The organism is Microbacterium ginsengiterrae, assembly GCF_014205075.1.
Taxonomy (GTDB): Bacteria; Actinomycetota; Actinomycetes; order Actinomycetales; family Microbacteriaceae; genus Microbacterium; species Microbacterium ginsengiterrae.
This window is the reverse complement of record NZ_JACHMU010000001.1, coordinates 2,168,947-2,188,664: the sequence shown is the minus strand read 5'-3', so window position 1 is coordinate 2,188,664 and position 19,718 is coordinate 2,168,947. Positions and strand designations below refer to the sequence as shown.

Below are 19,718 nucleotides of genomic sequence, written 5' to 3'. Positions count from 1 at the left end.
TAGGATGGAGAGCGTGACTGCGCCGACCGAGACCCCCGTGGAGTCCCTCTCCTTCGAGGCCGCCCGCGACGAGCTCGTCCGCGTCGTCGCGGAGCTCGAGCAGGGCTCACCGACCCTCGAGCACTCCCTCGCGCTGTGGGAGCGCGGCGAGGCGCTCGCCGCCCGCTGCGAGGAGTGGCTGCTCGGCGCCAAGCGCCGCCTGGAGGCCACCCGTCCCGCAGCCGACGAGGACGATTCGTGAGCAAGCCGCGCCCGATCGTCGCCGAGCTCGGACGCCCGGAGACGCCGGAGGAGACCGCTGCGCGCAAGGCGGAGTTCAGCGCGAAGTACCGCGCGGGTCAGTCCTTCCGCAACCTCATCGCCGCCCTCATCATCACGCTCGCCGTGGTCGCGGTCATCATCTTCGCCGTGCCGAGAGGCGAACCGGCATCCGAACGTCAGATCGACCTGCCCCGCATCGCGGCGGACGTGGAATCGACCATGGACAGTCCTGTCCTCGTCCCTGAACTGGGCGACTTCTGGCGCGTCAACGCCGCCGAGCTGCAGGGCGGCGCCACCACGGTGTGGAACGTCACGCTCGCACCGGCGGACGAGGACGAGCGCGGGTTCATCCGCGTCGCCCAGGCGTTCGACGCCGACGCGTCCTGGGCGCCTCAGATCCTGAACGGCACCGCGGCGACCGAGACCACCCGCATCGGCGGACTGGAATGGGACGTCTACGCGCTGTCGGGGCGGACCGAGAACAACGTCGACAACGCGATCGGCACGCAGGCCGGAGACGACTACATCCTGCTGTACGGCTCGCGCTCGAAGGAATCGACGGCTGAGGTCGCCGAATCGCTGATCCCGCAGATCCGCACCATCTCGGAGGCACAATGACGACGCTCACCCCCACCGCTGCGTGGAACCAGATGCTCGAGGGCAACCGCCGGTTCGTCGCCGGCGAGCCGCGCCACCCCAACCAGGACGTCGAGCGACGCCACGACCTCGCGCACGCGCAGAACCCCGTCGCGACGCTGTTCGGATGCTCGGACTCCCGCCTCGCGGCCGAGATCATCTTCGACCTGGGTCTCGGCGACCTGTTCGTCGTCCGCAACGCCGGCCAGGTGATCGGCGAGTCGATCGTCGGCAGCCTCGAGTACGCCGTCGAGGTGCTGAAGGTGCCCCTGATCGTCGTCCTCGCGCACGACGAGTGCGGTGCCGTCCGCGCAGCCATCGACGGAACGGCGATCGACGCCGCGCCCCTTCCCCCGCACATCTGGAAGCTCATCGCGCCGATCATCCCGGCCGCGCGGAAGGTCCTCGCCTCCAACGGCGGAACCTCCCCCGCCGACATCGACGCCGAGCAGGTCGGCCGCGAGCACCTGCGCAACACCGTCGCCAACCTGCTCCAGTCCTCGGAACTCATCAGCGACGCCGTCGCCGAGGGCCGTCTGGGCATCGTCGGCGCCAACTACCGACTCGCCGAAGGAACGGCCATCCCGGCCATCGCGGTGGGGATCGACACGACGGGGAACGAAGGCGTCCCCACGACAACACAGGAGGGATCGAAGTGACCGACACGGAATACCGCATCGAACACGACACCATGGGCGAGGTCCGCGTGCCCGTGAACGCGCTCTACGGAGCGCAGACGCAGCGGGCCGTCGAGAACTTCCCGATCTCCGGCAAGGGCCTCGAGTCCACGCAGATCGCCGCCCTCGCGCGCATCAAGAAGGCCGCCGCGCTCGCGAACAAGGAACTCGGCACCCTTGACGGCGGCATCGCCGACGCCATCGCGCAGGCCGCCGATGAGGTGGCCTCCGGCGTGCACGACGGCGAGTTCCCGGTCGACACCTACCAGACCGGTTCCGGCACCTCGTCGAACATGAACATGAACGAGGTGCTCGCGACGCTCGCCACGCGCATCCTCGGCGCGAACGTGCACCCCAACGACCACGTGAACGCGTCGCAGTCGTCCAACGACGTCTTCCCGACCTCGGTGCACATCGCCGTCACCCAGGCGCTCATCGACACGCTCATCCCCGCGCTCGACCACCTCGCCGTGGCACTCGAGGCCAAGGCCGAGCTGTGGAAGGAGGCCGTCAAGTCCGGCCGCACCCACCTGATGGATGCGACGCCCGTCACCCTCGGCCAGGAGTTCGGCGGCTACGCGCGCCAGATCCGCCTCGGCATCGAGCGCGTGCAGTCGGCGCTTCCCCGCGTCGCAGAGGTGCCGCTGGGCGGCACGGCCGTCGGCACCGGCATCAACACTCCCCTCGGCTTCCCGCAGAAGGTCATCGAGCTGCTCGCGGCCGAGACCGAGCTGCCCATCACCGAGGCCAAGGACCACTTCGAGGCGCAGGCGAACCGCGACGGTCTCGTCGAGGCCTCCGGCGCCCTGCGCACCATCGCCGTGTCCATGACGAAGATCAACAACGACCTCCGCTGGATGGGGTCCGGCCCCAACACGGGCCTCGGGGAACTGCACATCCCCGACCTGCAGCCCGGTTCGTCGATCATGCCCGGCAAGGTCAACCCCGTCGTGCCCGAGGCCGTGCTCATGGTGTGCGCGCGCGTCATCGGCAACGATGCGACCGTCGCATGGGCCGGTGCATCCGGTGCGTTCGAGCTCAACGTCGCCATCCCCGTCATGGGCACCGCGCTGCTCGAGTCGATCCGCCTGATCTCGAACGCCTCCCGGGTGCTCGCCGACAAGACGATCGACGGCCTGCAGGCGAACACCGAGCGCGCTGCCGCCTTCGCGGGCATGAGCCCCTCGATCGTGACGCCGCTGAACAAGCTCATCGGCTACGAGGCCGCGGCGAAGATCGCCAAGCACTCGGTCGCCCAGGGCATCACGGTGCGCGACGCCGTGATCGACCTCGGCTACGTCGAGCGCGGCGAGCTGACCCTGGAGCAGCTGGACGAGAAGCTCGATCTGCTCTCGATGACCCACCCGGGCTGAGCCCGACACGACGGATGCCGCGGAGCCCAGTGCTTCGCGGCATCCGTCTTCTCGTACCGGCGCACGGACGCGTCCCCGCCTCCGCCGACCTCGCCGCTGCGCGCGGGTGACACCTGCACGGGTCGATGACGTCTGCACGACGAATCCGGCAATGCGGGCGTGCAGGTGGCGGGAAGTCGTGCAGGTGTCGGCAGCCCACTCGTTCTACACAGCCGGCGCGCCTCCCTGCCGCCGTGCACAGCCGGTCGCGCCGGACGGCCTGCGCGCCAGGATTGCAGGATGCTGGATGCCTCCCACCTGTTGATGCGCCTCGGCGGAGTCGCCCGTGGCCGCGAGCTGCAGGCGTTCGGACTCACACGTCAGCAGCTCGCAGCGCAGGTCGACGCCGACGAGATCCGGCGCCTCCGCCCCGGCGTGTTCGCGTCGCCCTCGACGCCGGATGCCGTCATCTCTGCCGCCGAGCACGGCGGGGCGCTCACGTGCGAGGCCGCCCTCACCCACCACGGCGTGTGGACTCTCATCGAGCACCCGCGAGTACACGTGTGGATGGGCGCCGATGGCCGCCGGCATCCACACGAGAGGTGTGCCTGTGTCTCCCACTTCTTCGCCGGGACGACCACGCTCGGCGTCGCTTCCGTCGAGGATGCGCTCGCGCATCTGTTCCGGTGCGCGGGGCACGAGGCGTTCTTCGCCTCCTTCGAGTCCGCGTGGCGCCTGCGCCTGCTCACGCGGGCCGCCCGGGATCGCGTGCGCGCGGCCCTCCCGAGATCCGCTCGCTGGCTCGTGGACTTCGCCCGAGCCGACTCGGACAGCGGCCTCGAGTCGCTGGTCCGGCTGCGCTTGCACCTGATCGGCATCCGCCTCGCCTGTCAGGTGACCATTCAGGGCGTGGGGCGCGTGGATTTTCTCGTCGGCGACCGACTCATCATCGAGGTGGACGGTCGGCTCAACCACGCGTCAGCGGAGCGGCGGCACAATGACCTCGTTCGGGATGCCGCGGCATCCCTGCTCGGATACGAGACGCTGCGATTCGACTACGCCCAGGTCGTCCATGACTGGCCGTCCGTGGAGCGGGCGATCCTCGCCGCAGTCGATCGCGCCGACGTGCGCGACTGACGACTCGCGCCGGACACCTGAACGACGATCGGACGCCCGCACGGCGGAAACCGTCACCGGGCCGTGCAGCTGTCGTTGCCTCGTGCAGGTGTCGTGGGACGTCGCCGCTCAGCCTCGTGGCGTGAAGCGGAATCGCACGAGGACGGCCTGCGTGTTGTCGTCCACCCGCAACCCGGGGTCCTCCATGTACGCCCGGAACTCCGGGCCCTGCCAGTACTGCTCATGGGCCTCGCGCCACTGCGCGACCGTCGTGAAACCCTCGCCCTCATCGATGGCGTGCGCCAGGTCGACCTCGGCGAGAGGACGGACATCGACCGCGACGATCTCCTCGATGCCGACCGGTTCACCGGCCGAATCCACGACGACGGCGCGATCCCCCACCGCCGGCAACGCCTCACCGGCAAGCTCGTACTCCACCACGAGGGAGGTCGTCGCGGTCTTCTCACCGGCGATGATGGCGGCGACGAGCTGATCGCGCAGCGGACCGGGGAAGGCGTACTCGGAGATGGGCAGGTCGGCATCGGACATGCCGCCAGGATATCCCCGCGACACCTGCACGAGCCGCGGACACCTGCACGGGCGAGACCATACCTGCGCCGTGCATCTGTCACGAACTCGTGCAGGTGTCGCACGCGGCCGCGGCCGCACGGGGCCTCAGCTGAGCTCGCCGCCCTCCAGCAGCTCCGTGACGAGGGCGGCGATCGCCGAGCGCTCCGAGCGCATCAGCGTCACGTGCCCGAACAGATCGTGGCCCTTGAGCGTCTCGATCACGCTGGCGACGCCGTCATGACGCCCGACGCGCAGGTTATCGCGCTGACCGACGTCATGGGTGAGCACGACGCGGGAGTTCTGCCCCATCCGGCTCAGCACGGTCAGCAGCACGTTCCGCTCCAGAGACTGTGCTTCGTCGACGATCACGAAGGCGTCGTGGAGTGACCGGCCGCGGATGTGGGTCAGCGGGAGCACTTCGAGGATGCCGCGCTCGACGACCTCGTCCATCACGTTGCCCGAGACCACCGACCCCAGGGTGTCGAAGACCGCCTGGCCCCACGGCCCCATCTTCTCCCCCTGGTCGCCGGGCAGGTACCCGAGCTCCTGCCCACCGACGGCGAAGAGCGGCCGGAAGACGATGATCTTTCGCTGCTGCTGACGCTCCAGGACGGCCTCGAGTCCCGCGCACAGCGCCAGTGCGGACTTGCCGGTGCCCGCGCGCCCGCCGAGCGAGACGATCCCCACATCGGGGTCGGTGAGCAGGTCGATCGCGATGCGCTGCTCCGCGGAGCGGCCGTGCATGCCGAACACCTCGCGGTCGCCGCGGACCAGCCGGTACTCGCCGTCTCCTGTCACCCGTCCGAGGGCAGAGCCGCGCTCGGAGTGGATGATGAGCCCGGTGTTCACCGGAAGCCCCCGCGCGTCCTCGCTGATACCGACCTCGCTCTCGTAGAGGTCGCTGATCTCGTCGCCCGACATGTCGAGGGTCGCGATGCCCGTCCAGCCGGAGTCGACGGCCTGCTCGGCGAGGTACTCCTCTGCCGCGAGGCCGAGCGATGCCGCCTTGACCCGCATCGGCAGATCCTTGGAGACGATCGTGACGTCCTGGCCGTCCTGCGACAGGTGCATCGCGATCGCGAGGATGCGGCTGTCGTTGTCCCCCAGGCGGATGCCGGTGGGGAGGACGGTCGCGTCGGTGTTGTTCAGCTCCACCCGCAGCGTGCCGCCCTCTCCGATGGGTACGGGGAAGTCGAGTCGGCCGTGTTCGACGCGGAGCTCGTCGAGATGACGGAGCGCCTGCCGCGCGAAGTAGCCGATCTCCGGGTCGTTGCGCTTCGCCTCCAACTCCGTGACGACGACGACGGGCAGGACGATCGAGTGCTCGGCGAAGCGGAACAGCGCTCGTGGATCCGACAGCAGCACCGACGTGTCGAGTACGTACGTGCGGAGGGTGTGATCGTGCGCGTCCGGTGCGGACCGACGCGTGATCTGACGGGTGGACTGCTGTGCTGTACGTGTGGTCACGACCCACTCCCGACCCGGGTGCTTCCCGGCTATGCCACGAGTCGACCTTGGGGCCACGAGTCGCGTTCCTGTCGGCCGACCCGATCGGACACCGTGTCCGATGCCTTGAAGGTACGACCGAGGGGACGCCGAGGGCCGCCGACACGCTGGCGGCGAATGTTAACCCGGTGTGAACTCTCGGAAGCCAGTTCAGACTCCGGGCAGGATGACGGTGCCCAGCGCGTCGTCCAGGAGGCGCAGTGTCTCGTCGCTCGTGCCGGCGTGCGCGGCGAGTCGGATGGTCGCGCCGCGCGTGGTCGCAGCGACACCGGCGTTGCTCAACGCGGCCGAGACCGCTGCGGGAACCTCGGGAGCCAGCGCGACGATTCCGGCGCGATGTGCGCGCTCGCGCGGTGTGACGACGGGGATGCCGTGGCGGTCGGCGATCTCGATGATCGCCGCTGTGCGCTCGCTGACGGCCTGTTCGATCGCACCGACACCGGCCTCGCTGACATCGCGCAGGCCGGCGGCGAGCCGGGCGACCGCCAGCTGATCGGGACCGGAGATGCCGTAGGCACGCGCCGATGGGGCCGGGGCGGGACGCTCATCAAGAGGCAGCCCGTGCTCGACGCCCGCGGGCCCGGAGAGCACAGGGGTGATCCGCTCCCGCGCACGGTCCGAGAACGCCGCGAAACCGGTCCCCCTCGCCGCGCGCAGCCACTTGTAGCCGTGTCCGACCACGACGTCCGCCGCGGCGAAGTCGTCTTCGACGATGCCGAACGACTGCACGGCGTCCACGATGAGCAGGCGGTCGGGACCGAGGATCTCTCGCAGCGCCGCGATGTCGGTGCAGTAACCGGTGCGGAAGTCGACGTGGCTGACCGCGAGCGCGGTCACCTCATCGTCCAGAGCCTCGGCGACGGCTTCCGGCGTCACGAAGGTGTGCTCGGGGGTGATCCAGCGCGCCGTGAGGCCCCCGTCGGAGAAGTGCGCAGCGCGCTCCAGCGGCATCGTGATGCTCGGGAACTCCGCCGTCGAGGCGAGCACGGTGCCCGACAGCCCGAACATCGTGTGCAGGAGTCCGTGCGACGCCGACGGCTGCAGGGTGACGGTGTCGCTGCGCACGCCGAGCAGGTCTGCGGCCGATTCCCTGGCCTCGTCGAATCGCTCGGCGACGAGCGCCCGTGACGACGGACGACCGCTGCCGAGCAGATCGGCATCGGCGAACACCTCCGCGCGGACGGTGGGCGAGATCGGTCCGAAGGCCGCCCAATCGAGATAGCCGGGGTCCTCGCCGAACGTGGCGAGGTAGTCATCGAAAGAACTCACCCTATGAGTCTCCCATGCGCCCGCAGCTCACAGGCACCCCATGAACCGGATGCGTCAGCGACCGAAGCGTCGATCCCGGTCGGCGAAATCACGGATCGCCCGGAGGAAGTCCACCTGCCGGAGATCGGGTCCGAGCGCCTCCACGAAGTAGAACTCGCTGTGCGCGCTCTGCCAGAGCAGGAAGTCACTGAGCCGCTGCTCTCCGCTCGTTCGGATCACGAGGTCGGGATCGGGCTGCCCGCCGGTGTACAGGTGCTCGCCGATCATCTCCGGCGTGAGGTGCTCGGCGAGATCCTCGAGGGTCCCACCGGAGGCGTTGTGCTCGGAGATGATGGAGCGCACGGCATCCACGATCTCGTTGCGCCCGCCGTAACCGACGGCGAGGTTCACGTGCAGCCCGGTGTTGTGTCGCGTGCGCTCCTCCGCGTCATGCAGGACGCGTGCGAGCTCGTCGGGGAGGATGTCGGAACGGCCGACGTGCTTGACCCGCCAGCCCGCCTGCTGCGACAGCGATTCGGCGAGCTCGGCGATGATCTCGATGAGATCGTCGATCTCCTTCGAATCGCGCTTTCGGAGGTTGTCGCTCGAGAGCAGGTAGAGCGACACCACCCGGACGCCGATCTCGTCGCACCATCCGAGGAACTCGCGCATCTTCGCCGCGCCCGCACGATGGCCGTCGGCGGCGGAGTTGAAGCCCAGCTGCCTCGCCCATCGCCGATTCCCGTCGATCATCATGGCGACGTGGTGGGGAACGGATGCCGACTCGAGCTGTCGCCGAAGGCGGTTGCTGTACAGGCGGTACAGCGGACCTCTGCCCTCACTCGTCCGTGCGTTCACGTGCCAACGTTATCGCGGGATCGGCGCCTCACCGTGCGAGCGGACTGTGGATTGCGGATATGTGCAGGTGCGGGCATGCGGCACGTTTTAGAGTGAGCGTGTGAGCTCTCCCGAGACCGACGCGGTCCCCGTCCCCGAACTTCCGCTGCTGAAGGCCGCGAAGGACGACGCTCAGGCCGAGATCAAACCGACCTGGCGCGGATGGCTGCACGCGGCGACCTTCCCCGTCGCGATCGTGGCAGGAATCGTGCTCATCGTGCTCGCAGACGGTGCGCCGGCGAAATGGGCCGCCGCGGTGTTCATGGCCAGCTCCCTGCTGCTGTTCGGAAACTCCGCGCTGTACCACCGCATCGACTGGAAACCCAGGACGAAGCTGATCCTCAAGCGCATCGACCACGCGAACATCCTGTTGCTGATCGCCGGGACCTACACTCCGATCGCCGTGAACGCCCTGGTCCCCGAGAAGGGCGTCCTGCTGCTCTCCCTCGTCTGGGGCGGCACCGTGCTCGGCATCCTGTTCCGCGTGTTCTGGATCGGCGCTCCGCGCTGGCTGTACGTCGCGCTGTACCTCGTGCTCGGCTGGACGGCCGTGATGTACATGGTCGATCTCGCGAAGGCCAACTTCGCGATGATGATCCTCGTGTGCGTGGGTGGCCTGCTGTACACGGTCGGTGCCGTCGTCTACGCGATGAAGAAGCCGAACCCGTGGCCGGGACATTTCGGGTTCCACGAGATCTTCCATCTCTGCACGGTCCTGGCCTTCCTGTGCCACTGGACCGCGTGCCTGCTCATCTCCCTCGCCCCCCACTCTCCCTCGCTCGGCCTTCCGGGCGCGTGAGAAGACAAGGAGAAACCACCATGGCCGACGTCGAGAGCTTCACGCTCGACCACACCGCCGTCCGCGCACCGTACGTCCGCCTGATCGGCGTCGACCACGGCCCCAAGGGCGATGCCATCTCGAACTTCGACGTGCGCTTCGTGCAGCCCAATGAGGGCGAGATCCCCACGGCGGGTCTGCACACCATCGAGCATCTGCTGGCCAGCCTCATGCGGGATCGGATGGACGGCATCATCGACATCTCCCCGTTCGGCTGCCGGACGGGCTTCCACCTGATCACGTGGGGCGAGCCGGCCGTCGCGGACATCGTCGCGGCCGTCCGGTCGAGCCTGTCCGCGATCGCAGAGGAGATCACCTGGGAGCAGGTGCCGGCCGTCGACGCTGTGAGCTGCGGCAATTACCGCGACCACAGCCTGCACAGCGCTCGCGAGTGGTCGGCGCGCATCCTCGAGCAGGGCATCAGCCTCGACCCGTTCGAGCGCGTCGGGGTCTGACGCGCCGTCAGGCGGGTGGGCGGGTGTCGTCCTCGGAGGCCGCGGGTGCATCCGTCGCCCGTTCGGGCGCATCGGTGGCAGGGCCCGCCGCGTCGCGCGACGCGGCCTGCTCGGCATCCAGCTCCTCGCGCACCTCTGAGCGGTAGCGCACGCGACGGACGCGGCGATTCATGTCCCAGATGAGCAAGGCGACCGCGAGGACGACGATCACGATCACCGCGAACCCCGCGGGCCCGGGGGTCACGGAATTCGGATCGACGGTCATCGAAGGCGTGGGGATCGGGGTCTCGGTCCCGGAGAACACCGTTCCGAAGAACACCATCATCTGTCCGCCTCTCGATCACAGGTCACGTAACCTGGTGTAACCAGCCTAACGACCGAAAGGCACCCGACGTGACGACCGCACTCGAGCTCGATGAGCGGTACGGCCGCATCCGCCGCGGGCGTACACCGTGGATCATCGGGATCGGCATCGTCACCGCAGCGATCATCGTCTTCGGCTGGATGACCTTCACCCAGTCGATGAACTCGGTGGACGCAGACGATCTGGGGTATGAGGTCGTCGACGAGCACAGCGTGACGGTGCGATTCCAGATCACGGGCGGCCAGGGCAAGGACGTCGCATGCGCAATCCAGGCGCTCGATGCGGAATTCGGCGTCGTCGGCTGGAAGGTCCTCGAGATCCCTGCGGCCGGCGAGCACAGTCAGCAGCTCACCGTGACCGTCCCCACCGTCGCCGAAGCCACCACAGGTTTGGTGAACACCTGCTGGGTCGCATAGAATCCCCTGAGTCGACGCCCTGGCAATCCGCCGGGGCGTCTTGGCATATCCCCGCCGCCCGCCAGGGCGACCAGCACAACTGCCCTGAAGGGCATTTCGAGAAGGAGCACGCTGTGTCCACAGACGCTCAGGTCCCGTTCCTCACGCAGGAAGCCTACGATCGACTCGTCGCCGAGCTCGAACACCTCTCGACCGTCGGTCGCGACGAGATCGCCAAGCGCATCGAGGCCGCACGCGAAGAGGGCGACCTCAAGGAGAACGGCGGCTACCACGCGGCGAAGGACGAGCAGGGCAAGCAGGAGGCCCGCATCCGCACGCTCGAGCAGCTGCTGAAGACCGCCAAGGTCGGCGAGGCGCCCGCGAGCCGCGGCGTCGTCGAGCCCGGCACCGTCGTGACCGCCGTCGTCGCCGGTGGCGAGGAGCGCTTCCTCCTCGGCAGCCGCGAGATCGCCGGAGACACGGACTACGACGTGTACAGCGAGGCGAGCCCGCTCGGTCAGGCGATCCTCGGCCTCAAGATCGGCGAGAAGACCTCCTACGAGGCTCCGAACGGCAAGTCCATCTCGGTGGAGATCACCGGCGTGGAGACCTTCGCCGGCTGATCCCCCGCCGTCACATCTGCCCCGCGCCGTCATCACGGCGCGGGGCAGTTGTGTTCAGTCGGGGACGACGATCGGGTCGTAGCCGGCACGCCGGAGCGTGTCCAGCGTGAGCTCGGTGTGCTCAGCACCGCGCGTCTCGATGCTCAGCTGCAGGCTGACCTCGCTGATCTGCAGACCTTGGCCGTGCCTGGTGTGCATGACCTCCATGACATTCGCGCCGGCCTCGGCGACGAGTTCGGACACGCGTGCGAGTTGACCCGGACGGTCGGGAAGCGGGATGCGGACCGTGAGGTATCGCCCGGAGGCGGCGAGTCCGTGGGCCACGACGCGCTGCAGCAGCAGAGGGTCGATGTTGCCGCCGGACAGCACGCACAGGGTCTTGCCGGTGTCGGCGACCTTGCCGGCGAGGATGGCGGCCACCCCGACGGCTCCAGCGGGCTCGACGACGACCTTGGCCTGTTCCAGCAACACCAGCAGCGCCCGGGCGATGTCGTCGTCGCTGACGGTGACCACGTCGTCGACGAGCTCCTGGATCATCCCGAACGGCACGTCACCGGTCCTGGCGACAAGGATGCCGTCGGCGATGGTGGGATGCGTCTCGATCTCCACCGGGTGCCCTGCGGCGAGCGAGGGCGGAACAGCAGCGGCGTTCTCGGCCTGCACGCCGATGACACGGATCGTGCGGCCTATCTTCGCAGCGGCGGCCTTCGCGGCCGCGGCGACACCGGCGATCAACCCCCCGCCGCCGATCCCGACGAGGATCGTGTCGACGTCGGGGGCGTCCTCGATGAGTTCGAGGCCCAGCGTGCCCTGGCCGACGACGATGTCGCGGTGGTCGAAGGGGTGGATCATGATGGCACCGGTGCGCTCGGCGTACTCGGCGGCCAGCCGCAACGACGTGGCCACGGTCTCGCCCTCGAGGACGACCTCGGCGCCGTACCCGCGGGTGGCGAGGAGCTTCGGCACGGGCACGCCCAGCGGCATGAAGATCGTCGCAGGGATCCCAAGCGCCTGCGCGGCCAGGGCGACGCCCTGCGCGTGGTTGCCCGCCGAGGCGGCGACGACGCCGTGTGCGCGCTCCTCCTCGGTGAGCTGGGCGAGACGGTGACCTGCGCCACGGATCTTGAAGGATCCGGTGCGCTGCAGGTTCTCCATCTTCAGCACGACCGGCGACCCGAGGATGTCCGACAGGGCACGGGACGGCAGCGTCGGAGTGTGGGAGATCACACGCTCCAGCCCCCGCGCGGCGTCTTCGAACTCTGCCAGGGTGGGGACTGCACTCATTTGTTCCTCCGTCGCCGCTCGCGCGGCACTGTACTCCAGATGAGATCACCTGAGGGTTGTCGACCGGTACGCCACGATTCGCTGCTGAGCGTGACGGCCACGACGTTGACGAACGCCGCGAGCGGGACGGCGAACAGCGCCCCGGGGATGCCGGCGATCATGGATCCCCCGGCGACGACGAGCACGACCGCCAGCGGGTGCACCTTCACGGCGGATCCCATGAGGATCGGCTGGAGCACATGGCCCTCGAACTGCTGCACGCCGATGACGACGACGAGCATCCAGAAGGCGTTCCACGGATCGTTGTAGACCAGAGCGAGGAAGACCGCGATCGCTCCGGTGGCCACGGCACCGACGATCGGGATGAAGGCTCCGAGGAACACGAGGACCGCCACCGGAATGGCGAGCGGCACGCCGAGGAGGAAGGCGCCGAGGCCGATGCCGATCGAGTCGATCGTGGCGACGAGCAGCTGCGTCTTGGCGTAGTTGACGACGGTGCGCCATCCGGTGCGCGCCGATGCGTCGACGGCGGGACGGGCGTCGCGCGGGAAGAGCTTGGTCGTCCAGCGCCAGATGCCCCCGCCGTCGGCGAGAAGGCAGATGAGGACGAAGAGGGTCAGGAGGGCGCCGATGACGACGTGCCCTGCGGTGCTCCCGATCGCGAGCGCGCCGGACCACAGCATCCCGGCCTGCTGCTCGATGAGTTCGAAGCCCTGATCAAGGTAGTCCTGGATCTCGGTCTCGGTGAGGTGCAGCGGACCGTCGATCAGATACTGGCGCAGTGCGTCGATCGCGCCCATCGTGCGCTCCTGGACGCCCGACCACTGCTGGGCGACCTGCCAGGCGACCAGCCACAGCAGACCGCCGATGATCGCGAGCGTCCCGACGAGGGAGATGGCGATGGCGAGCCAGCGCGGTACGCGATGACGGAGCATCCATTCGAACGCCGGCCAGAGCAGCGCGGTGATGAGGATGCCGACCAGGAGCGGGATCACCAGGAGCTTCAGCTGGATGACGATCCAGATGATGACCCCTGCGGCCGCGGCGATGAACAGCAGCCGCCAGGCGTAGGCGGCGCCGACACGCAGGGAGAGCGGGACCCGCTCGTCGGCCTCCGTCGTGACCTGTCGGTCCGTCGGCATGCGACCCCACAGAAGATCGCGCTTGCGCGGGCGCTGCTCGTCTGTCATGCGCCAAGTCTAGTTGCGGCCCCGAGCGGATGCTGTGACGCGAGACGTCCCCGGTGTCGGACCCGCGCGTTACGCTGACCGGGTGCCGGAGATTCTCAGCGCAGCCCAGGCCCGACGCGCAGCCCTCGCCGCGCAGGGGTTCAGCCGTCGGCGTCCGACGACGACCGTGGCATCGCGTCATGTGCACCGCACCATGGACCGGCTCGGCGTGCTGCAGATCGATTCGGTGAACGTGTTCGCCCGCAGCCACTACATGCCGATGTTCTCCCGTCTCGGCGCCTACGACCCTGCTCTGCTCGACCGCATCTGCCTGTCCCGCACCACCCACTACGTCGAATACCTCGCCCATGAGGCGACCTTCGTGCCGGTCGACGACTGGGCGCTGTGGCGGTTCCGCATGGATGACTTCCGCAACCGTTGGGCCGACGCGGATTCCTGGACGAGCCAGAACGCTCGCACGCTCGCGTGGGTCACAGACGAGCTGCGCGCACGCGGGCCGCTCCGACCGGCGCAGCTTCGTGAGGACGCCCCGAGAGAACGGGGGACGTGGTGGGACTGGGACGACGTGAAACTCGCCCTCGAGCACCTGTGGCGCACGGGCGATGTCGCCATCAGCGGCCGACGCGGATTCGAACGAGTGTATGCACTCGAGGAGCAGGTGATCCCGGCCGAGGTCCGCACGCGCGACGTGTCGCGCGTGGCGGCGATCCGCGAACTCATCCGCCGCGCGGCGCGCTCCCACGGCGTCGCGACCGAGGCGGACCTCGCGGACTACTACCGCATCCGTGACCGCGCCGCCATCCGTCGCGCGATCGCGGATCTCGTCGATGCCGGTGACCTGCAGCCGGTGCGCGTCCGAGGATGGGAGCGGGCAGGGCGCCCGATCCCCGCGTGGCTGCACCGGGACGCCGTGCTCCCGCGCAGCATCGAGGCGTCCGCCCTGCTCACCCCGTTCGACCCGGTCGTCTGGTTCCGGGACCGCGCCCTGCGTGCCTTCGACCTCGACTATCGCATCGAGATCTACGTTCCCGCCGCGAAGCGGCGCTTCGGCTACTACTCCCTGCCGGTGCTCGTCGGCGATCGCATCGTCGCCCGCGTCGATCTCAAGGCGGAGCGGGCATCATCGACTCTCCAGGTGCAATCCGCCTGGTGGGAGCCGCAGGCGCGCCCGGAGGACACCGAGGCGATCGCCGGCGAACTGGCGCTGGCAGCATCCTGGCAGGGGCTCGAGAACATATCGGTGTCGGGCTGGGGCGACGCGGCCGATGCGGTCGCCGGGGCGCTCCACATCCGCCGCGGCGGGGTGCGACGTCATGTGCACGACCGGGAGCGGCAGGCGTGACCCGCCGGGCGACGTGGGTGACGGTCGCGGCCATCGCCGCCGTCGTCATCGTCGCAGGCGCCGTCTGGGCCTTTCAGCCGCGAGACGAGGCGTCAGATGGTCCGGCACGCGCTGCGCACTCCGGTGCACCGACCTCGGATGACGAGACGGCAGGCGCCCAGCAACGATGGGATGCCCTCCTGGCCGCCTGCACGAGTCCCGCGGACGCGGTGCCCCCGTCGTGCGGCCTGCGCATCCCGTGGGCGGCGGATCTCGTGACGATCGACAGCGTCCGTTTCCGGATCGAGCAGCCCCCGCAGCTCACCCTCACTCCCCCGACGTTCCGGGCGGAAGGCGGCATCCTCGTCGCAACAGTGACGGGAACGGGACACGACGGCGCGGCCAAGAGCGTCACGTACCGCACCGAGGACTGGATGCTGCGCGGCGATGTCGACATCACCCGCAAGGGCGTCGACCTGATCCCGTGGTGACGCCGGGCTGGTGCCCTGGGCCTGGTTTCGACTCGCTGCGCCGGCTCACCCTCGATGCGCGCCCGACTCGACGCGCCGTCCGCGCATGGAGTCGGTTCGCATCAGAACTGGACGCGCGGCGGCTCCGAGATGGCGGCGCTGTCGGCGACCTCGAAGAACTCCCGCTCGGTGAACCCGAGTCCACGCGCGAACAGGTTGTTCGGGAAGACCTTGATCTTGGTGTTCAGCTCGCGCACCCCGCCGTTGTAGAAGCGTCGCGCCGCCTGGACCTTGTCCTCGGTGTCGACGAGGGAGTGCTGCACCTGGAGGAAGTTCTGGCTCGCCTGAAGCTGCGGATAGGCCTCGGCCACCGCGAACAGGCTCTTCAGCGCCTGCTGCAGGTGACCCTCTGCGATACCGGCCTCGCCGGGACTGGAAGCGGAAAGCGTCTCGGCCCGCGCGCGGGTGACGTTCTCGAAGACCGCCTTCTCGTGCGCCGCGTACCCCTTCACCGACTCGATGAGGTTGGGGATGAGGTCCGCCCGCCGCTTGAGTTGGACGGTGATGCCACTCCACGCCTCGTCGACGCGGACGTTCAGCTGCACGAGGGAGTTATAGGTCGCCCAGAGGTAGATGCCGACGAGCACCAATACCGCGACGACGATCAGAACCGGAATGAGCCATTCCATGGCAGACAACCCCCTTGGACCGAATTTCCCTCATCTTATCGACGCACCCTGCGTGTGCACTGGGCGCTGGGTCACGCACCGAGCACGCGGTCGAGGTACCGGTTGGTGAAGCGCCTCTCCGGATCGAGCCGGTCACGGACGGCCCGGAAATCCTCGAACCGCGGGTATCGCTCACGGAGCTGTTCGACGCCGAGGGTGTGGAGCTTGCCCCAGTGCGGACGACCCCCGTGCTCCAGGCAGATCTTCTCGACGGCTTCGAAGTACGCGGTGGGGTCGGCCCGCCAGTACCGGTGCACGGCGATGTATCCGCTGGCGCGTCCGTGCGCGGTCGACAACCAGAGATCGTCCGCTGCGGCGAAGCGCACCTCGATGGGGAACTCGATCTTCCATCCGCGCTGCCGGATGAGTGTCTGGATCGCCCGGAATGCGGGGACGACGTTCTCGGCCGGCAGCGCGTACTCCATCTCGCGGAACCGCACCGTGCGGCTCTGGGTCAGCACGGTGTGTGAGCGGTCGGTGTACTCCCTGTCGCCGGTGAGACGCACCGCGAGTCTGCTCAGCGGCGGGGTGATCGCGGGGATCAGTTGCCCTGTGGCGCACACCACGCGGTACACGCCGTTGGAGAGCAGCGTCTCATCGACCCACCTCCCGACCCTCGGCAGGGGGCGTCGCGGGGCCGACTCCGGCAGGCGCGTCTGCCGCTTGGTGAGCGCGACGTCGGTGTGCGGGAACCAGTAGAACTCGAAGTGATCGGAGCCCGCGACGCGTTCATCGAGCGTGTCGAGCACGTCGTCGAGCGGCGCCGGTTCATCGGTCGCGTGCATAACGAACGCGGGGACGCACTGCAGCGTGACGTCCACGAGGATGCCGAGTGCTCCGAGACCGAGTGCGATGGCGGGGAGCAGCTCGGCGTTCTCGGTGGCGCTCACCCTGAGGAACTCCCCCTCCCCGGTGATGAGGGTCGCACCGACGACCTGCGTGGCGATGCCGCCGAAGCGCGCCCCCGTCCCGTGCGTCCCGGTGGAGATCGCTCCGGAGATGGACTGACGATCGATGTCACCGAGATTCGCCATCGCGAGCCCGTGGGGTGCGAGCAGCCTGGGGATGCGGTGCAGGCGTGTGCCCGCCAGCAGCGTGGCGGTCGCCCGCTCGGCGTCGACCGAGACGAGCCCCTGCATGTCGTCGAGCTCCAACAGGACTCCGGGGGCGACGGCGATTCCGGTGAAGCTGTGACCGGCGCCGACGGCCTTGATGGGAAGGTGGTGCGCGACGGCCGCCTGCACGGCACGCTGGACGCCCTCAGGGCTGCGCGGACGTTCGACGCGTGCGGGTGTCACCTTCGTCGAGCGCGCCCAGTTCTGCCAAGTTCCGCCGGGTCTGGTCACAGGTACGCCTTCCCTTCGCCTCGATAGGTCGGCAGCTCGGTCACCACGTCGCTGCCCGACACCAGGTGATACGCGTCGATGCGCTCGGCGGGTTCGCCGCTCTTGGCATGACGGAACCAGACGCGATCCCCGATGCGCATGCTCGCCGCGGCACGCCCCTGCAGCGGCGTCTGGACCTCGCCGGCCGCCTCGCGCGGCAAGGTGCGCAGCCCTTCGGGCCAGACCGCGCGCGGTTGACGCGAGGCCACGGGAGGGCCGGAGGCGATCCACCCACCGCCGAGCACGGTCGCGATGTCGTCGGCGGGCCTGCGGACCACATCGAATGCGAAGGCGCTGGCCGGAGCGGGGTGGAACGAACGGTACCCGTCGAACAGATGACCGCCGAGCAGACCGCTCCCGGCCGATGCCTCGGTGACCGACTCATCGGAGCCGGTGAACTCCAGGGACCCGGTGCCTCCCCCGTTGAGGAACTCCAACGGGGCGATGTCGGTGAGTGCGTGGGCGATTTCCGCCCGTCGCGATCGGAGCTCCGACCGGGAGCGCGCCTGGACGGCTCGGATCACCGGCCCGTCCGGTCCGTTGTCGCCCTGCCCGGCGATCTGCGCCTCATACATCTGCAGCCCGACGAGGCGGAACCCGCGGCGCGCGACGACGGCGCGTGCGAAACGCGACACGTCCGCTGCGGTGAACAGCGGCGAACGGCGGACGCCGATGTGCCCGAGGGCGCTGGACCGCCAGGATGCGTCGACGTCGACCGCCACTCGGACCGTCGCGCGCTGCTCCGGGCCGGCGATGCTGTCGATGAGATCGAGGTGCGCGAGGTCGTCGATCATGAGCGTGATCCGCGACGCGGCATCCTCGTCATGCACCAGGCGCTCGAGTCCGGCACGATCGACCGTCGGGTACCCGAGCACGATGTCGTCATGCGTCTGCGCCAGCCAGAGAGCCTCGGCGAGCGAGAACGAGAGGATGCCTCGGTAACCCGGGATCTGCAGCACGGCGTCGAGCACCGCACGCACACGAACGGACTTCGACGCGACGCGGATCGGGATGCCGCCGGCACGCACGAGCAGGTCCATGGCGTTGTGCCGCAGCGCATCGGCGTCGATCACGGCGACCGGCGCCGGCAGGTGGGCGGTCGCCGCGGTCAGTCGTGTCCACCAGCGTGCGGGTTCCTCCCAGGGGCGGGTCTCCGTCGACGCGGACGGTGCAGTGAGGTCGAGCACTCCCCCACCCTATGACGTCGGCGCCCGGCCGCGCGCGACTAGGCTGGGGCGCGCGCCCCCATAGCCCAATGGCAGAGGCAGGCGACTTAAAATCGCTTCAGTCTGGGTTCGAGTCCCAGTGGGGGCACCCAACGCACAAGGCTCGAATCTTGGCCCAAAGATCTAGGTACAGCTAAACCCGGGGCGATTCACCACGCTCTACCACTTGCCCGCCACCGCTCGTGCGCGGGTCGAGGAGGGCCATGACGTCGGCGGTGTCCGTGGCGATGGAGGCGACGCATTCGCGCAGGAGCCGGTGCGTGCCGGAGCTGGCGGCGCTGGTCACCGAGCCGGGCACGGCGCCGAGCGGGCCGCCGAGATGCGCGGCGCGTGCGGCGACGTTGAGGGAGCCGGAGCGGTAGCCGGCCTCCACGATGACGGTAGCCCCGGAGAGGGCGCCGAGGATGCGGTTGCGGGTGAGGAACCGCCACTTGGTCGGCGCGGAGCCGGGTGCCATTTCGTTGGCGGTTCACGGGGAGTGAACGGGACCCTGTGCGTGAGCTTTGGGGCTCACGCCCGCCTGGTGACGGCAGCAGCGAGTTGCCGACCGGTGAGGGGGGGGCACTGGCAGTTCGCGTCGTTGATCTGGCCGGAATGCGTCGAGGTAGAAGGCGACGTTGCGTCGCCAGGCTTCCGGCGCGATGTCCTTGGTCGCTTCGACCACGCACGCGTTCGACAGCGTGACGAAGAAGAGGTCCTGGTGTGTGGCGTCGGCGCGGATCGCGCCGGCCTGGTGGGCGCGGGCGAAGATCCTGGTGATACCGAGCTGGATGCGGCGGCGGAGCTCCTGCAGCTCCGGTGCATCAGCGAAACGCGTGTTGAGCAGGCCAGGGTAGCCGTGGGGGTCGGCGTCCAGGGCGCAGATCGCGTGCACGAGATGGGAGAACCCCTCCCACGCGTCGTCCTGCGCGAGGGCGTCGTCGATCGCGGTGAGGTAGCGCCCCAGGGGCTCGGCGAGCACGGCGGTCCAGAGGTCGGCGCGGGTCGGGAAGTGCCGGTAGAGCGTGCCAGGGCCGACGCCGGCGGTCTTGACGATGCGATCGAGCGGGGCATCGATGCCGTCGGCGGAGAACACCGCGCGGGCGGCATCGAGGATGCGCTCGCGATTGCGCAGGCGGTCGCTACGCACCGCCCGGCGCGAGCTCTCGGTCGCGGTCTCCTGACTCATACCTGAAG

General features: G+C 69.1%; 23 protein-coding genes and 1 tRNA gene. 12 read left to right on the top strand and 12 right to left on the bottom strand.

What is annotated here, in order from left to right; translation table 11 throughout:
• Positions 1-4 precede the first annotated feature (4 nt).
• From HD600_RS10650 to HD600_RS10630, 5 genes are all read left to right on the top strand, one after another.
• Positions 5-241, top strand: coding sequence for an exodeoxyribonuclease VII small subunit (locus HD600_RS10650; protein ID WP_184283572.1), 237 nt, complete (start codon positions 5-7; stop codon positions 239-241).
• Positions 238-879, top strand: coding sequence for a DUF4245 family protein (locus HD600_RS10645; RefSeq protein ID WP_184283570.1), 642 nt, complete (start codon positions 238-240; stop codon positions 877-879). The genes HD600_RS10650 and HD600_RS10645 overlap by 4 nt, the downstream gene beginning before the upstream one ends.
• Positions 876-1,556 carry a carbonic anhydrase gene (locus tag HD600_RS10640; protein WP_144795754.1) on the top strand — a complete coding sequence of 227 codons (681 nt, stop codon included), beginning with the start codon at positions 876-878 and terminating at the stop codon, positions 1,554-1,556. The genes HD600_RS10645 and HD600_RS10640 overlap by 4 nt, the downstream gene beginning before the upstream one ends.
• A complete protein-coding gene (locus tag HD600_RS10635; RefSeq protein ID WP_184283568.1) occupies positions 1,553-2,947 on the top strand; it encodes an aspartate ammonia-lyase in 1,395 nt (464 codons plus the stop codon). Before HD600_RS10640 ends, HD600_RS10635 begins: the two co-directional genes overlap by 4 nt.
• A 279-nt stretch (positions 2,948-3,226) precedes the next feature.
• Positions 3,227-4,063, top strand: coding sequence for a type IV toxin-antitoxin system AbiEi family antitoxin domain-containing protein (locus tag HD600_RS10630; RefSeq protein ID WP_184283566.1), 837 nt, complete (start codon positions 3,227-3,229; stop codon positions 4,061-4,063).
• Between the two features lie 108 nt (positions 4,064-4,171).
• On the opposite strand, the gene HD600_RS10625 is transcribed toward HD600_RS10630, so the two are convergent.
• From HD600_RS10625 to HD600_RS10610, 4 genes are all read right to left on the bottom strand, one after another.
• On the bottom strand, positions 4,172-4,591 hold the full coding sequence (locus HD600_RS10625; RefSeq protein WP_184283564.1) for an ASCH domain-containing protein: 420 nt from the start codon (positions 4,589-4,591) through the stop codon (positions 4,172-4,174).
• 126 nt (positions 4,592-4,717) lie between these two features.
• Positions 4,718-6,043, bottom strand: a complete 1,326-nt coding sequence (gene phoH2, locus HD600_RS10620; RefSeq protein WP_184284819.1) for an RNA 5'-3' helicase PhoH2 — start codon at positions 6,041-6,043, stop codon at positions 4,718-4,720.
• Positions 6,044-6,268: 225 nt separating this feature from the next.
• Entirely contained in the window at positions 6,269-7,387 is a 1,119-nt protein-coding gene (locus tag HD600_RS10615; RefSeq protein WP_184283563.1) for an aminotransferase class V-fold PLP-dependent enzyme, read from the bottom strand.
• Positions 7,388-7,441: 54 nt separating this feature from the next.
• Positions 7,442-8,224, bottom strand: a complete 783-nt coding sequence (locus HD600_RS10610; protein WP_184283561.1) for an isoprenyl transferase — start codon at positions 8,222-8,224, stop codon at positions 7,442-7,444.
• A 100-nt stretch (positions 8,225-8,324) separates the two neighbouring features.
• Between HD600_RS10610 and trhA the strand changes: the two genes are divergently transcribed.
• Both trhA and HD600_RS10600 read left to right on the top strand, forming a co-directional pair.
• The gene (trhA, locus tag HD600_RS10605) at positions 8,325-9,062 is read left to right on the top strand and encodes a PAQR family membrane homeostasis protein TrhA (protein ID WP_184283559.1); all 738 of its coding nucleotides are present in this window, start codon (positions 8,325-8,327) and stop codon (positions 9,060-9,062) included.
• A gap of 20 nt (positions 9,063-9,082) precedes the next feature.
• On the top strand, positions 9,083-9,556 hold the full coding sequence (locus HD600_RS10600) for an S-ribosylhomocysteine lyase (RefSeq protein ID WP_184283557.1): 474 nt from the start codon (positions 9,083-9,085) through the stop codon (positions 9,554-9,556).
• A gap of 7 nt (positions 9,557-9,563) precedes the next feature.
• Here the strand turns inward: HD600_RS10600 and HD600_RS10595 are convergent, their stop codons facing one another.
• Positions 9,564-9,881, bottom strand: coding sequence for a hypothetical protein (locus tag HD600_RS10595; RefSeq protein ID WP_241731659.1), 318 nt, complete (start codon positions 9,879-9,881; stop codon positions 9,564-9,566).
• A 68-nt stretch (positions 9,882-9,949) separates the two neighbouring features.
• On the opposite strand from HD600_RS10595, the gene HD600_RS10590 reads away from it, so the two are divergent.
• Both HD600_RS10590 and greA read left to right on the top strand, forming a co-directional pair.
• A complete protein-coding gene (locus HD600_RS10590) occupies positions 9,950-10,336 on the top strand; it encodes a DUF4307 domain-containing protein (protein WP_184283555.1) in 387 nt (128 codons plus the stop codon).
• Between the two features lie 113 nt (positions 10,337-10,449).
• The gene (gene greA / locus HD600_RS10585) at positions 10,450-10,938 is read left to right on the top strand and encodes a transcription elongation factor GreA (protein ID WP_144795763.1); all 489 of its coding nucleotides are present in this window, start codon (positions 10,450-10,452) and stop codon (positions 10,936-10,938) included.
• A 54-nt stretch (positions 10,939-10,992) separates the two neighbouring features.
• Here greA and ilvA read toward each other — a convergent pair whose 3' ends face one another.
• Together ilvA and HD600_RS10575 are read right to left on the bottom strand one after the other, a co-directional pair.
• Positions 10,993-12,222, bottom strand: a complete 1,230-nt coding sequence (gene ilvA / locus HD600_RS10580) for a threonine ammonia-lyase (RefSeq protein WP_184283554.1) — start codon at positions 12,220-12,222, stop codon at positions 10,993-10,995.
• Positions 12,219-13,412, bottom strand: a complete 1,194-nt coding sequence (locus tag HD600_RS10575) for an AI-2E family transporter (protein ID WP_184283553.1) — start codon at positions 13,410-13,412, stop codon at positions 12,219-12,221. Before HD600_RS10575 ends, ilvA begins: the two co-directional genes overlap by 4 nt.
• A gap of 82 nt (positions 13,413-13,494) precedes the next feature.
• Here HD600_RS10575 and HD600_RS10570 point away from each other — a divergent pair, with 82 nt between their 5' ends.
• Positions 13,495-14,754 (top strand): DNA glycosylase AlkZ-like family protein, encoded by a 1,260-nt coding sequence (locus tag HD600_RS10570; protein ID WP_184283552.1) that lies wholly within the window; start codon positions 13,495-13,497, stop codon positions 14,752-14,754.
• Positions 14,751-15,224, top strand: coding sequence for a hypothetical protein (locus HD600_RS10565; RefSeq protein WP_184283551.1), 474 nt, complete (start codon positions 14,751-14,753; stop codon positions 15,222-15,224). The genes HD600_RS10570 and HD600_RS10565 overlap by 4 nt, the downstream gene beginning before the upstream one ends.
• A gap of 101 nt (positions 15,225-15,325) precedes the next feature.
• Here the strand turns inward: HD600_RS10565 and HD600_RS10560 are convergent, their stop codons facing one another.
• The 3 genes from HD600_RS10560 to HD600_RS10550 form a co-directional block, all read right to left on the bottom strand.
• Positions 15,326-15,892 carry a LemA family protein gene (locus tag HD600_RS10560; protein WP_144795768.1) on the bottom strand — a complete coding sequence of 189 codons (567 nt, stop codon included), beginning with the start codon at positions 15,890-15,892 and terminating at the stop codon, positions 15,326-15,328.
• Positions 15,893-15,963: 71 nt separating this feature from the next.
• Positions 15,964-17,277 carry a D-arabinono-1,4-lactone oxidase gene (locus HD600_RS10555; protein WP_184283550.1) on the bottom strand — a complete coding sequence of 438 codons (1,314 nt, stop codon included), beginning with the start codon at positions 17,275-17,277 and terminating at the stop codon, positions 15,964-15,966.
• Positions 17,274-18,503: an alanine racemase gene (locus tag HD600_RS10550; RefSeq protein ID WP_184283549.1), complete on the bottom strand. Its 1,230-nt coding sequence runs from the start codon at positions 18,501-18,503 to the stop codon at positions 17,274-17,276. The genes HD600_RS10555 and HD600_RS10550 overlap by 4 nt, the downstream gene beginning before the upstream one ends.
• A 54-nt stretch (positions 18,504-18,557) precedes the next feature.
• On the opposite strand from HD600_RS10550, the gene HD600_RS10545 reads away from it, so the two are divergent.
• Positions 18,558-18,630: transfer RNA gene (locus HD600_RS10545), tRNA-Leu, on the top strand.
• Positions 18,631-18,675: 45 nt separating this feature from the next.
• On the opposite strand, the gene HD600_RS10540 is transcribed toward HD600_RS10545, so the two are convergent.
• Entirely contained in the window at positions 18,676-18,999 is a 324-nt protein-coding gene (locus tag HD600_RS10540) for a DNA-processing protein DprA (RefSeq protein ID WP_184283546.1), read from the bottom strand.
• 12 nt (positions 19,000-19,011) lie between these two features.
• Positions 19,012-19,710: a TetR/AcrR family transcriptional regulator gene (locus tag HD600_RS10535; RefSeq protein ID WP_184283544.1), complete on the bottom strand. Its 699-nt coding sequence runs from the start codon at positions 19,708-19,710 to the stop codon at positions 19,012-19,014.
• Between the last annotated feature and the right edge of the window lie 8 nt (positions 19,711-19,718).

Excerpts from the sequence above, each read along its gene's own strand:
- HD600_RS10630 (WP_184283566.1), top strand. The coding sequence starts at position 3,227 with ATGCTGGATGCCTCCCACCTGTTGATGCGCCTCGGCGGAGTCGCCCGT.
- HD600_RS10535 (WP_184283544.1), bottom strand. The coding sequence starts at position 19,710 with ATGAGTCAGGAGACCGCGACCGAGAGCTCGCGCCGGGCGGTGCGTAGC.
- HD600_RS10625 (WP_184283564.1), bottom strand. The coding sequence starts at position 4,591 with ATGTCCGATGCCGACCTGCCCATCTCCGAGTACGCCTTCCCCGGTCCG.
- HD600_RS10540 (WP_184283546.1), bottom strand. The coding sequence starts at position 18,999 with ATGGCACCCGGCTCCGCGCCGACCAAGTGGCGGTTCCTCACCCGCAAC.
- HD600_RS10600 (WP_184283557.1), top strand. The coding sequence starts at position 9,083 with ATGGCCGACGTCGAGAGCTTCACGCTCGACCACACCGCCGTCCGCGCA.
- HD600_RS10595 (WP_241731659.1), bottom strand. The coding sequence starts at position 9,881 with ATGATGGTGTTCTTCGGAACGGTGTTCTCCGGGACCGAGACCCCGATC.
- HD600_RS10640 (WP_144795754.1), top strand. The coding sequence starts at position 876 with ATGACGACGCTCACCCCCACCGCTGCGTGGAACCAGATGCTCGAGGGC.
- HD600_RS10560 (WP_144795768.1), bottom strand. The coding sequence starts at position 15,892 with ATGGAATGGCTCATTCCGGTTCTGATCGTCGTCGCGGTATTGGTGCTC.
- HD600_RS10650 (WP_184283572.1), top strand. The coding sequence starts at position 5 with ATGGAGAGCGTGACTGCGCCGACCGAGACCCCCGTGGAGTCCCTCTCC.
- ilvA (WP_184283554.1), bottom strand. The coding sequence starts at position 12,222 with ATGAGTGCAGTCCCCACCCTGGCAGAGTTCGAAGACGCCGCGCGGGGG.
- HD600_RS10575 (WP_184283553.1), bottom strand. The coding sequence starts at position 13,412 with ATGACAGACGAGCAGCGCCCGCGCAAGCGCGATCTTCTGTGGGGTCGC.